The organism is Prevotella amnii DSM 23384 = JCM 14753 (assembly GCF_000378745.1).
Classification (GTDB): domain Bacteria; phylum Bacteroidota; class Bacteroidia; order Bacteroidales; family Bacteroidaceae; genus Prevotella; species Prevotella amnii.
Window position 1 is genome coordinate 1 of sequence record NZ_KB905282.1, and the last position, 13,921, is coordinate 13,921.

Consider the following 13,921-nt stretch of genomic DNA (forward strand, 5'->3'; position numbering starts at 1 on the left):
TACTACCAAAAGAAAAAGAAACACAAACTATTTTGTAAACGAGCAGGTATAGAACCAACAATAGGACATCTTAAAGCAGACCACCGATTATCTCGCAACTTTTATAAAGGTGTGAAAGGAGATGCTATCAATGTATTATTAGCTGCGGCAGCATATAACTTCAAAAGAGCTATGAGAGCTCTTTTGTGCCTTATAAAAAGAATCAGCATAAAGCTTGTCAGTACAAACTTTATGCTGAAATATAGTTTTTAAGGGACGACTATATATGTATATGCTTTTTTTTTAGTGAGTGAATATTTATGGTTTTGTCAACGTGTTGTATTTGTTAGTAAAATAGCTTATTAGTCATTGACGTTAGGCTCTTCAGAAATTTTTTTAATGGTAATCTCACGTTGTGGGAATGGTATTTCTATGTTGTTAGCATTGAGCGTTTCATATATACATTCCATAACCATACTGTCGGCAGCAAAATGTGTAAGTACGCTAACCCAAACATAGATTTGTAGAGTTATTGAGCTATCATCAAAACTTTTAACTCCCACAACTGCAGGCTTATTTTTGCGCACACAAGGTAGTTTGGAAATAGCATCTATAAGTAGCTTTTTAACCTCTTTTAAGTTAGAGCCATAAGCAATGCCCACCTGCATACCATCTAATTCATACCCATGATTTTTTGTCATGTTTTTATAGCTTTTCGTAAATAATTGAGAATTTTGGAAAGCTATAATTGAGCCATCTGTGGCTTCAAGTAGGGTAGAGGTGTAACTAATGGAGCTAACTCGTCCGCGTATGCCATCGCATATAATATAGTCGCCTATCTTAATACGCCCTGCCATTAAAGATATACCATAGTAAATATTTTCAAGTATATCTTTCATAGCAAATCCGATACCTGTAGACAAACCACCAGATACGACAACTATCCACGTACTGCTTATTTCAAGAATGTTTAGGGAAATAAGTAGCCAGCCACCCCATACTATTACTTGCACTACGTTTATAAGCATAACACTGCGTGAGGAAGCGGAGGTAGGATATTTTATTTCAAGATATAGCCTAACACCATCGCATATTGTTTTATTAATGTAGTTGAATAAAAACCACAGTGATGTTACTATGGCAAGAGAATAGAAACTTACTTTAAAATTAGAGCCATTAATAAAGTTTACATTAAATAGATGTTTTGAAATTTCGCCCAGATTGAAAACATCAGCAGCCCATAGTATAGACACGATGAAAGAAATAATTAAAGCTATAGGTAAAATGACATAATATATAAAGCGTAAAGCCCATCTTTTTTGCACAGGAACGTTTTTAGAATCGTATTTTTCTCTGTATATATCGAGATAATTGCGAAAGCAAGTTAATGTAAGAATACATGTTTGCTGCATCATCCACCATATAATACATTGTACGGCTAAGAAAGAATATCCTATCCATGAGCAACAAAGAGCAAACACAAAGACTGCTTGTGATGTATATGCTAAATAAAGATCTTTGTTAGAAACATGAGAATGGTATCTATAAAGTAAGGTAGCTTGCCAAAGTGTAGCAATAGCAAGGATAATGGGGAAAGAAAAAATAACTAACGCACTGGGCATAAAAGTTATGCGGTAGATAATAACAACACCACTAACGAGCATGACCGGGAAGTAAAGCCTGTTAGTATATCTTACTTCTTTTGATCTTACGCGTAGTAGTAGTGAGCCAAAGATGACTGCAGTTAGCCAGATAAATTCTAATAACAAGCCACTTGCCATGTATACTAAATCATTAGTTGCTAAAAAGCGTACGATTAGCAGTATAACACCAAAAAATATTAAAGTGGATGTTATAAGTATGTCGCGTCTTCTTGTTAGAAACCCTTCTTGTAGTGATTTGAAACGTTTAAGATTAAAGAGACGTGTAAGGATATATTTTATAAATAGAAGATTGAGGATAAATATGATTATACCATATAAGGCTAAAGAAAGCAAGAACATACTTATTCGTCTTACGTCCCATTGAGAGTAGACCATATTTTGTGGGGTATACTTTTCGAGTAAGTTGTTTTTGAGCTGTGAAAGCTTATAAGTAAAGGTACTTAAGAATTTGATATAGTTTTGTCCATTACTTGTAAAAATGCTTGCTTGTATTTCAGAATAACGTTTCTGTGCATAAGTTTCAAGTGATTGTAATTGTCCTTTATTGTAGTCATAATATTGTATAAATTCGCGATAAGAGTCGTTGCGTTCGATGAGCATTCTTCTATTGCTTGTTGCAAGAGTAAGGCACACATTACGATCTATCTTCATGTGTTTATCCATATTAAAGGTGTACATTGTACTAAGTACATTTATAAGAGAGTCGTAGCGGGCAATATCTTCATTGCTTTTTATAACAACCTCATGGAAAGGGTGAGTTTGTATTTGGAAATTTTGCCAAAGGTCTATGGCTTTTTGGCAAGCATAAGTAAGGTCAAAGATATTATCATTACTTTGAGAATATAACATCAGTGAGACTTGAGAAGACATATCTCCAAACTCTTTAAGCTGACTTATGACGCGTTCATTAAATATTTTAGATGTGTTTAACTGCTTTGTTAGCTCTAAATGTTCGTTGATAAGCTCATGGCGAAGTACAGATAGCGAATTTTTTAAAGAATCCTCCTGTAATACAGCCTTAGAGGGCAAACATAGTAGTGTTATAAAAAAGCAAAGAATATATAAACGTCTTAGCATAACTGAATGTGGTTTTAAGTAAGTTGCAAAGGTAAGCAAAGTATTATTTTTAGTCTTTCTATTTTGAAAATATTTTTTATTTTAACAACAAAATGCCGTTTTGCAAAAGGTAATATAGCAAAATAAAAAAAAATGTGTAGCTTTGTGTCTAAAATTCAGATAATATGATATTAATAGCCGATAGCGGTAGTACAAAAACCGATTGGGTTTTATGTCCTAAAACTATAGATTATAAAGCAAAAGATATGACTTGTGTTCGTTTTAAGACACAAGGTATAAATCCTTTTTATCAGGAAAAAGAAGAAATAGTAAGTATTTTGCAAAACGAATTATTTTGCAAATTTAGCAATGAGATAAGTGATATAGATGAGGTTTATTTTTATGGTGCAGGTTGTACAGGTGATAAAGCTATTGTATTGGAACTTGCTATAAAGGAGTCGTTTACATATCCTTTTATGCAAAATATAGATAGAGAGATAAACGTTGCAACCGATTTGCTTGGAGCTGCACGTGCGGCTTGTGGTAAGCTGCCAGGTCTTATCTGTATAATGGGAACAGGCTCAAACACAGGGATATATGACGGATATAAAATAGTTAAGAATATTCCTCCATTAGGTTTTATTCTTGGCGATGAAGGAAGTGGGGCTGCATTAGGAAAACTTTTTTTAAATGCTCTTTTTAAAGAGAAACTTTCCTCAAAGATAAAAGATGTTTTTTTAGAAGAAACACATCAAACTTACTCTGAAATAATAGAACGCGTTTATAGCAAAACATTACCTAACAGGTATCTTGCAAATATATCTAAATTTATAGCCAAATATTTGTATGAATTTGGTTTACATGACATTGTAAAGCAAAATTTTGATGCTTTTTTTGAGAATAATATCCTACGTTATGAAAAAAGTAAGGACTATAACATAGCAGTAGTTGGGAGTATAGGAAAAGTGTTTGAGAATATTTTAAGGGAATGTGCTGAAAAGTATGGTTATAATTTGACAAATGTATTAGCAGCACCTATAGATGGATTAATAAAATATCATTTAGATAGATGAAAAAAATGCCCTTAGCTTCACAGCTATGGGGCATTCATTTCAATAGGTATTAGCTTTTTAAGGCAAAAAGATTGTATTCAGGATAACAATACAAAGGTAATAAATTGTTTTTATAATTCCAAACAGAGGTGTTTCTTAAAGTTGTAAAAAATATTTATAAGATAAGATTTTAACATATCATACATATCTTATATGAAATAAGTAGCAAAACAAACTTTTAAGATGTGAAATATTCTTCATATACTTTTATAGATTAAAGTGGAAATTGTAACTTTGTATATTCTAAAGATAAAAAAAGAAGATAAAAAAAATATGATAAAAGTATATAGTATGCCAACATGCCCTGATTGCGAGGCTATAGATAAGCTTGTGGCAGGAAATCCAAAGTTTCAAGTAATTAATATAGGTGAGCATGTGCGTTATCTTAAAGAGTTTCTTAAGTTAAGAGATAGTAGGAAAGAGTTTGATAGATTAAAAAAGATAAATGACGTTTGTATCCCTTGTTTTGTTTTAGAAGATGGTAGTATTACGTTTAATCCAGAAGAAGTGGGTCTTCATGTAGAGAGTAAAGGTGCTTCGTGTAGCTTAAATGGTAGTGGCTGTTAGGTTGTAATGTTATATAATAGCATTAAGATAACTATCTGTTTCTATATATTTATAATATATATTATTCATCTGTTATGATTTATCCTAATAATTTTGAGAATAAGATAGGGTTTCATGAGGTTCGCTTAAAGCTCCGTGCGTGCTGCTTGTCGCCTTTAGGAGAAGAACAAGTAGAGGCTATGGAGTTTTCTACAGATGTTGCTATTATTAATAAATGGTTGGCAGAGATACGTGAGTTTAGAAGTATAGAGAAAGGTAATGAGGAATTTCCGCTAAGCTATTTCTTTGATATGCGCCAAAGCGTATCACGTATACGTTTAGAAGGCACTATGATGGAGATAGAAGAGCTGTTTGACCTGAAGCGCTCTTTAGAAACTATTATAGCAATAGTTGCTTTTTTAAGTCGTAGCAATTCTACTGAGGGTGGAGAAGAAAAACACCTTTTTCCAGCACTTTATAATTTAGTAGATGGCATTTCTACATTTCCATTGCTTGTTAAAAGAATAGCACAGATTATAGATAGGTTTGGTAAGATGCGAGACGCGGCATCTCCAGAGCTATTGCGTATTCGTAGAGATTTGGAACAGACAGAGAGAAGTATTTCAGGAGTATTATATAATATATTACGTACATCGCAAGCAGAAGGCTTAGTTGACAAAGATGTTGTCCCTACAATGCGCGATGGTAGGTTAGTAATACCAGTGGCTCCGGCTCTTAAGCGACGGTTATCTGGCATTGTTCATGACGAGAGTGCTACGGGTAAGACCGTCTTTATAGAGCCTGCAGAAGTAGTGGAAGCTAACAACAAAGTGCGTGAATTGAAAAACGAGGAGCGTCGTGAGATAGTGCGTATTTTAAAGGAATTTGCTAATAATGTACGTCCCTATGTTTCAGAAATATTAGATAGTTATAGTCTTTTAGGGCAGATAGATTTTATTCGTGCTAAAGCTCAACTGGCTAATATCTTTAATAGCTATGAGCCTGAAGTAAGCGAGAATCCTATTATTGATTGGATACATGCTTATCATCCGCTCCTTGAGCAAAGATTGGGTAAAGAGAAGATAGTCCCCCTTGATATTCATCTTACTGATGAGGGGCATTTACTTATAATTTCAGGTCCTAATGCTGGTGGTAAATCGGTGTGTTTGAAGACAGTAGGTCTGTTACAATATATGTTGCAATGTGGCTTATCTGTTCCCATAGGTGATAGGTCTAAGGTAGGTGTTTTTCATGATATTATGATAGATATAGGCGATGAGCAGAGTATAGAAAACGATCTTAGTACTTATTCTTCTCATTTAATGAATATGAAGCTGATGATGCGACAATCTTCAGAACGAACACTTATACTTATAGATGAGTTTGGTACAGGCACAGAGCCACAGATAGGTGGAGCTATAGCGGAAGCAGTATTAAAGCAGTTTTGGAAGAAAAAGGTATGGGCCGTTATAACTACTCATTATCAGAATCTTAAGCATTTTGCTAAAGTGCATAAAGGGGTTATGAATGGTGCTATGCTTTATGATCGTCATGAGATGAAGCCTTTGTTTCAGTTGTCAATAGGGCGTCCTGGCTCTTCATTTGCCATAGAGATAGCACGTAAAACGGGTCTTTCAGAGGAAGTAATAAAAGATGCATCTAAGATAGTTGGTTCCGATTATATTCAAAGCGATAAGTACTTGCAAGATATAGTGCGTGATAAGCGTTATTGGGAAGGTAAGCGACAGGAAATACATGCGCATGAAAAAGAACTGGAAAAGCGTATAACGCAATATGAAAAGGATATAGCACTATTAGAAAAGAGTAAGAAGGAAATTCTTGATAAAGCTAAGAAGCAAGCCGAAGAGATTATTCGTCAGAGTAATAAACGAATAGAAAACGTTATAAAGGAAATTCGTGAGCAACAAGCAGATAAGAAAGAGACAAAGCGTATCAGAGAGCAATTGGCACAATATGCGGCTAATCTTTTAGAAGAACCTCTTTCTGTAGTAAAGAGCGATAGAAATAACAGAACAGGAGCTTCTATGGTTAAAGCTCATGGGCTACTTACTGATGATGAATTCCAAAAGAAAGCAGACAGTATTAAAAGCCGTAAAGAGCGTCATAAACAACATCTTTTAGAGAAAAATATTAAGCAGAATGTTACTTTAAGTGGGAATAAGGAATCTGTTTTGCGACATTGTTCAGACGAAGAAATTACTATAGGTAGCACTGTACGTATAAAAGGGCTTACCACAGAGGGTAGGGTAGAGACTATTAAAGGTAAGCAGGCAGTGGTTGTTTTTGGAGGAATGCGTTCTACGATAGCTATCAATCGCCTCGAAAGAGTTTCGTCTTCTGTTTCTGGTAAAGAACAAAAAGAGTTGCAATCTTATCATTATAGCAAGCTAACGCGCAATACTATTGATGAACATCGTAATAACTTTCGACAGGAGATTGATGTACGGGGAATGAGAACAGATGATGCTATTCTTCGTGTACAGCAGTTTATAGATGATGCTATTCTTGTGGGAGGAGGCCATTTTCGTATTATTCATGGCAAAGGAAATGGTATTTTGCGCATAATGATTCGTAAATATTTACAGACTATTCCTAATGTGTTATCATTCCGTGATGAGCATATACAGTTTGGTGGTACTGGTATCACTGTAGTAGAAATATAAATGTTATAATTTAAAAATAAATATCCTTGAAACGTCTTATTTTACATTATATTATTTGGCTTTTTCTTTTTGTGTTGCAAAAGCCATGTTTTATGTTATTTAATTATGGTATTTTTAAAAATTGTAGCATAACTAATTATTTTCAGGTGATGTGGCATGGCATTTCGCTTGATATGTCAATGGCAGGTTATTTTTTATTGTTGCCTTGCTTGCTTTCTGTTTTTTCAGTATGGTTTTCAGGTAAAATAATGCTATGGATATGGCGTATAGTGATAGCTTTTCTTTCATTAATTTTTTCGTTATCTTTTTGTCTTAATCTTGCTCTTTATCCATATTGGAAGTTTCCTCTTGATACTACTCCTTTCTTTTATTTTATATCTTCACCTACTGATGCCTTTGCAAGTGTTAGTTTGTTGAGAGTTGTTTTAGGTTTTGTTATAGTATTTGTTTTGGCAAGTGGTATATATGTGCTTTTTGTACGTATAATTCCTATTTTTAAGGTAAGAGACAGTTTGCAAAAGGTGGGGCAAACGTTTGTTGTCTTGTTATTTATGGGAGTACTAATAATTCCTATTCGTGGTGGTGTGAAGGTGTCGGTAATGAATATAGGTGAGGCATATTTCAGTACAAATATGAAGCTAAACCATGCGGCTGTAAATCCACTTTTTAGTTTGATGGAGAGTTATAGTAAGGAAGAAAATTTTGCTTCTCAATATCGTTTTATGGATAAAGAAAAGGCAGATAGCATTTTTAAGACAATGGTAAGTACTGTTAGTAAAAATACCAAACCATTATTAAAATCGAAGAAGTTAGACATTTATATTTTTATTTTAGAGAGCTTCTCTATAAAGGTAATGCAAACAGAGGCGACTCCTTGTCTTAATAGATTAAAAAAAGAGGGCATTTTCTTTGATAATTTTTATGCAAATAGTTTTAGAACAGATCGTGGTGTAGTGTCTGTTTTGAGTGGTTATCCTGCTCAGCCTACAACAAGTATTATGAAGTTTACAAAGAAAGCAGGTACGCTTCCATCTATATCCAGTGTTCTAAAGCAACAAAAATATCGTTTAAAATATTATTATGGAGGAGATGCTAACTTCACAAATATGCGTTCATATCTTACAAGTCAGGATTTTGTAAATATTGTTTCGGATGTTGATTTCCCTTTAAAATATCGTCTAAGTAAGTGGGGAGTTCCTGATGGATATGTATTTGATAAGTTAATATCTGATATTAAGCACCGTAATCCTTCTGACGAACAACTTACTTTTCAGGTGTTACAAACGAGTAGCTCGCATGAGCCTTTTGATGTGCCATATCATCATTTGAAAGATAAGGTGCTAAACGCTTTTGCGTATACCGACAATTGTATAGGAAAATTTATAGATTTTTTAAAGAAAAGTGGTCGTTGGAACAAGTCTCTTGTCGTCCTTGTGCCAGATCATCTTGGTTGTTATCCTGAAGATATAAGTAGTTCTACTCTTGAGCGTTACCAGATACCTATGCTCTGGTTAGGAGGATCTATTAAGGAGCCTCAACGTATTAGTGTTTATGGTTCTCAGCAAGATATTGCGGCTACCTTACTTGCACAGTTAGGCTTATCTCATAAGGAGTTTTTGTTCTCTAAGGATTTACTCGACACAGAGAGTCCTCATTTCGCTTTCTTTACTTTCCCTGACCTTTGGGGTATAGCAACATCTACAAGTAAGATTATTTATGATAATACTTCTAATAAGATGATTCTTAAGCGCGGTATAAATATTAGGCATTACAATAATATGGGTAAGGCTTATTTGCAATGTCTTTATGATGATTTGGCAGAAAGATAATTATTTTTACACGCCATCTTCTTCTGTGTCTTTGGCTTTTTCAGTAGCTTTACTATTATTTTTATCCTTCTGTTGATCGCCGTCTGTATCTAATGTTTGTGCTTTTGTCATGGATAGATGTCCTAAGTTGTCTATTACGATATCAATAGGAATATATTCATCGCTCGATGGAGCAGGCGAGCCAATGCTGGCTCCGAAGCGTAAAGTTTTAAGATATACACTGTCGAACATAAAACCTAACAAAGCTCCATTTTTACCATATTGCTCATTAGAAAATTGGATAAAATCTTTCTTTGTAAATTCTTTTTGGTAAAACTTTGTACCATCTTCACGCTTTATGTTTATTATAATCTTATTATCGTAATATTTTTTACCGTCTTCATCATAAGCTAAAGGTAATCCTTTATCAGCTTTGCGAATAATGGTAATGATGTATTGCGTACCAAGCCAATCTATCTTTTTAGTATAAGTAAAGCCTTGTAGCTCAATAGGACCTTTTGGTAGTTTAGGTTTTGGAGCTATCTTTGTAATAATGTCATGTGTATGCTTTTCTTTTTTGCAACCTGTAAGCGAAAAGAGTGCTATCCCAAGCACAGTGAGTAAAATATATTTCTGTATCATAAAATTTTATGTTATTGTGAGACAAAAGTACTTAAAAAAAATCAGACTTCATAAAAAAAACATTATCTTTGCACTGTTGAAGGATTAAAATACGGGTCGTATCGATAGATTGGGATAGTCTTCAAATAAATTAGAAAAACCCGAGATGACTTCTTTTGTTAATGGCGGGCCACAAATATCATGAAATGATAAAGTCGTAAGACCAGTGGATTACAAAGGCAAGAAGCTCTCTTATCATTGATACTCGGACTTTTCATCATATCATCGATGCGGCTCTTTTTCCTTTTTACATTTTGTTTTAATTATACTATACATATTTCTAAACAATTTTTTATACTATGTTTTCAGGTATTATAGAAGAAATGGCCACTATAGTTGCCATTAAACATGAAAAAGAAAATATACATCTTACTCTTACTTGTTCTTTTGTTAATGAGTTAGGCATTGATCAAAGCATTTCTCATAATGGTGTATGCCTTACGGTAGTGTGTATTGAAGGAGAGTGCTATACCGTTACGGCAATGAGGGAAACAATAGAACGCTCAAATTTAGGCTTATTAAAAGTAGGAGATAGCGTAAATGTAGAACGTTCAATGATTATGAATGGTAGGCTCGATGGACATATAGTTCAAGGTCATGTTGATGAAACTGCTACGTGTGTTGAAATAAAAGATGCTAAAGGTAGTACTTATTATACATTTGAATATCCTTTTAATAAAGCTATGGCTGCGCGTGGTTATTTTACCGTTGATAAAGGTTCTGTAACGGTTAATGGAGTTTCTCTTACTGTATGTCAGCCTACGGATAATACTTTTACTGTAGCTATTATTCCTTATACAAAAGAAAATACTAATTTTAAATATATTAGTGTAGGTACTATTGTAAATATAGAGTTTGACATTTTAGGTAAGTATATAGCTCGATTACAATCTATAATAAAATAAGTGAACGTTTTTATTTGTATTTTATATCATTAATATTATAATATATATAAAAAACGTAGATAAAAATAATTGCCATAAGTAGTGCTTATAAGATATAAGGCTGCTTATGGCAAATTATTTTATTTATGCTTTAATATCAGAAGAGGGAATGTCGAGCGAAGAATAAACACTATTTTTACTAATATATTCTGGTACTATAGCTTTCATCTTTGCTACAATAGCCATATCATCATAAGTATGAGCAATAGAAATTAAATCGTTAATATCTTTCTCAATTTCAGCAAAACTATATTCGCGTACCTTTGCAATACGAATTTTGTTATGGAAACTTGGCAATGTGTTTTCTGTAGAACTTAAAACCTCCTCGTATAGCTTTTCACCAGCGCGTAATCCAGTGTATTCTATTTTTATGTTTTTAGCTCCTGAAAGGTTTATCATTCGTTTTGCCAAATCTGATATTTTAACAGGCTTACCCATATCAAATACAAATATCTCTCCTCCTTTACCATGTACTCCAGCTTCTAATACAAGTTTGCAAGCCTCTGGAATTAACATAAAGAAACGTATAATATTAGGATCTGTAACTGTGACAGGACCGCCTTCTTTTATTTGTTTCTCAAATAATGGAATAACAGAACCATTTGAGCCTAATACATTGCCAAAGCGGGTAGTTACAAATTGAGTAGCACTTTCTTTATCCTTGCTTTTATTAATGTATTGATTAAGACTTTGGCAATAAATTTCACAAATACGCTTAGAGCAGCCCATAACATTAGTAGGATTTACAGCTTTATCAGTAGAAATCATTACAAACTTTTTAACACCATACTTAACACTAAGGTCTGCTATGATTTTTGTTCCACGAACATTATTTAATATGCTTTCAGATGGGTTATCCTCCATCATAGGGACATGTTTGTAGGCTGCTGCATGAAAAAGATAGTGTGGCTTATACTTGGCAAAAATATTATCCATACGCTCTTCGTTAGTAATACTTGTTACTATAGTTTCTGCTGCAATGTCAGGATAATCATTGCGCATCATTAAACGTATATCATGTTGAGGCGTTTCTGCTTGGTCTATTAATATAAGTTTAGCAGGTTTATAAACTGCTATTTGGCGTATCATTTCAGACCCTATGCTACCAGCTGATCCTGTTATAATAATATTTTTGCCATTAAGCAAAGCACCTATAGCGTTCATGTCTACTTGAATTTGGGTACGAGGCAATAAGTCTTCTATGTTGATTTCTTTTAAATCTATATTAGAATAGTCGTCATTAGGAGTCCATATACGTGTGTCTGAACTCATGTAAATCTTTACACCTAAATTCAGAAGAATATCTTGTAGAGCTACATCATTGCGAAACCTATCATTTTGAAGAGGTGAAACAAGTACAGCTTGAATATTAAGTTCTTTAATGATATTAGAAAAGTTTTTATTGTAAATAAAAACTTTTTCTCCCATTAGAACATGACCTTTCATTTTGTCGTCATGAGAAATAAAACCTTTTAAGATGAAACGTCGTGGCCTCTCATCACGAATATTTTTAGCTAACCCTATACCTCCGCTATTCATTCCATAGATAAGTGTACGAATACCATTTTTATTAGAATATATAGTATCATAAAATGATTTTACTAAAACACGAAATAATATCATGCCAATCATAGCAAGTATATACATTACAAATATTTGCTTGCCATTCATTGGATAAAATTCTATACCAGCAAAACGCCAATTATAAATGACATAATGCATAGCTTCAGCAATTATTAAAGATAGTAATATAGCAAAGAAGACTCTACGAATATCTACAAAAGAAGAATATCTTACTATACCAGAATAGGTCTTAAAAGCTCTAATACCTATAAGGACAAATATCATATAAATAATTATAGAGCACGAAATACTTTTGAAATTTGTTAGGCTTATAAAATTGCCGCGGTAAGATAACCAAAAAACTATAAGCCCAGAAAGGTAACATATTATACCATCTATTATAAGTATGACCCAATAAGGCAAGGCATTTGCAGAAAAATACCAATTAAAAATTTTCTTTAAAGCTTTCATTTTTCAAAATAAATTGACTCTATAAAAGTGTGGTAGCATTAATGTAATAACCACATCATAATGATTTTATATGGCAAAGGTACTAAAAAATGAGGATTAAATATTATTCTTTTAATTTAAAAATTGTTTAAACAGCAAATAAACGTTTGTTTGTTTTTTATTATTTTAAGTCCATTTGTATATGATATAATCCAGCATACAGATTACTTTTGTGTATAAAGCTAATGACGATATGGCTTGTTCCGCTGCTTTTATTAATCCTTTTAGGTTCTAATACGAAATTACCATCTAACATTAGATAATTATCTCCCCCTAAAACATGATAGCCTTCCTTTATAGCATCATTAGCAAAACATAGCATTTCTTCTTTTGACCATGTGAATAGGTTTATTCGTTGAATGGTTAGTTGGTTGTTAGTAAACGTTCCATAAAATCCTATTTGCCTTGGATAGTTACCAGTAATTCTATCTACTCCTTTATTTTCATCATAGTCCATGTTATAGTGATATATTAATTCTTTTTGAGACCCAAAACCTTTTATAACTTGAGCTATGTTAAGATTATAACTTAGTGCAATATTATCATATACTTGAAAGCTATTAGTTTGATATTGTGTATTAGAAATAAGGTTATAAAGATATGAGAAAGAAAATGGTTTAGCTTTATTATTATGTGATATAACGTTTTTATTAACAGAGCGTTGAGGCTCTTTTAAATGAGAAAAGCTATTTTGTTTTGTCGTAATAGATTTGGCTTGTTTCATGATTAAAGGTTCATCAGCTTTATAACGATTACAAAATAAATCAATTTTTGTGGTTTTATTAATGTAAGAATCTTCTCCTCCATTTTTACTATCTATCATTCTACCTTTATACCACTTAGTGGTATTTTCTATATTACCATTTTTATTATAAATAAAGACGTTACCGTTTAACACTCCGTTTTCATAATTAAGTTTCATACTAATCTTGCCAGTAGGATAAAAAGAAACAGCTCTTCCATGTGCAATTCCTTTTTTATATTGCATAATAGATTCTACTCTGCCCGATTTAAAGAATGTACGACAAATACCGTCGAGTATAGTTTTTCTGTCATTTATTTTATCAATAGTAATATATTGTTTTTCTGCCTTGAGCTGACCTGTAATGTAATAATCATAAAAAACTTTTTTGCCAGCATCGTTTCTTCCAGTAAGGCGATAGTAAGCTGCTTGTGTAGCATGAGTAACGCCATACCCATTGATGTCATAAAATAAAGCATTTGGCGGTATGTTTAAACTTTTGTGTTGTTGAGCAAAGACAAAAACAACACTTGTTAATATGTAAGTAATGAGAAATATCTTTTTCATGAGCTTTTTTGTGGAGCAAAAATACATTATGTTAGTGTAAAAAACAAATTTATTAATAATTTTTC

10 protein-coding genes are annotated in these 13,921 nt (G+C 32.9%); 6 read left to right on the top strand and 4 right to left on the bottom strand.

Annotated elements, in window-relative coordinates; translation table 11 throughout:
• A partial coding sequence (locus F596_RS0106820; protein ID WP_019036362.1) for a transposase occupies window positions 1-252 on the top strand: 252 nt, incomplete at its 5' end.
• 89 nt (window positions 253-341) lie between these two features.
• Here F596_RS0106820 and F596_RS0106825 read toward each other — a convergent pair.
• Window positions 342-2,720: a mechanosensitive ion channel family protein gene (locus F596_RS0106825; RefSeq protein ID WP_019036363.1), complete on the bottom strand. Its 2,379-nt coding sequence runs from the start codon at window positions 2,718-2,720 to the stop codon at window positions 342-344.
• 164 nt (window positions 2,721-2,884) lie between these two features.
• Between F596_RS0106825 and F596_RS0106830 the strand changes: the two genes are divergently transcribed.
• From F596_RS0106830 to F596_RS0106845, 4 genes are all read left to right on the top strand, one after another.
• On the top strand, window positions 2,885-3,772 hold the full coding sequence (locus F596_RS0106830) for an ATPase (protein WP_019036364.1): 888 nt from the start codon (window positions 2,885-2,887) through the stop codon (window positions 3,770-3,772).
• A gap of 312 nt (window positions 3,773-4,084) precedes the next feature.
• Window positions 4,085-4,378, top strand: coding sequence for a glutaredoxin (locus tag F596_RS0106835; RefSeq protein ID WP_008446780.1), 294 nt, complete (start codon window positions 4,085-4,087; stop codon window positions 4,376-4,378).
• A gap of 74 nt (window positions 4,379-4,452) precedes the next feature.
• Window positions 4,453-7,041 carry an endonuclease MutS2 gene (locus F596_RS0106840; protein WP_019036366.1) on the top strand — a complete coding sequence of 863 codons (2,589 nt, stop codon included), beginning with the start codon at window positions 4,453-4,455 and terminating at the stop codon, window positions 7,039-7,041.
• A gap of 92 nt (window positions 7,042-7,133) precedes the next feature.
• Window positions 7,134-8,870, top strand: coding sequence for an LTA synthase family protein (locus tag F596_RS0106845; RefSeq protein WP_019036367.1), 1,737 nt, complete (start codon window positions 7,134-7,136; stop codon window positions 8,868-8,870).
• A 6-nt stretch (window positions 8,871-8,876) separates the two neighbouring features.
• Here the strand turns inward: F596_RS0106845 and F596_RS0106850 are convergent, their stop codons facing one another.
• Complete coding sequence (locus F596_RS0106850) at window positions 8,877-9,491, bottom strand: DUF4738 domain-containing protein (RefSeq protein WP_019036368.1); 615 nt, start codon at window positions 9,489-9,491, stop codon at window positions 8,877-8,879.
• Between the two features lie 338 nt (window positions 9,492-9,829).
• Here F596_RS0106850 and F596_RS0106855 point away from each other — a divergent pair, with 338 nt between their 5' ends.
• Window positions 9,830-10,435, top strand: coding sequence for a riboflavin synthase (locus tag F596_RS0106855; RefSeq protein WP_019036369.1), 606 nt, complete (start codon window positions 9,830-9,832; stop codon window positions 10,433-10,435).
• A 123-nt stretch (window positions 10,436-10,558) separates the two neighbouring features.
• On the opposite strand, the gene F596_RS0106860 is transcribed toward F596_RS0106855, so the two are convergent.
• A complete protein-coding gene (locus F596_RS0106860; RefSeq protein WP_019036370.1) occupies window positions 10,559-12,508 on the bottom strand; it encodes a polysaccharide biosynthesis protein in 1,950 nt (649 codons plus the stop codon).
• 160 nt (window positions 12,509-12,668) lie between these two features.
• Window positions 12,669-13,856 carry a toxin-antitoxin system YwqK family antitoxin gene (locus F596_RS0106865; protein ID WP_019036371.1) on the bottom strand — a complete coding sequence of 396 codons (1,188 nt, stop codon included), beginning with the start codon at window positions 13,854-13,856 and terminating at the stop codon, window positions 12,669-12,671.
• Between the last annotated feature and the right edge of the window lie 65 nt (window positions 13,857-13,921).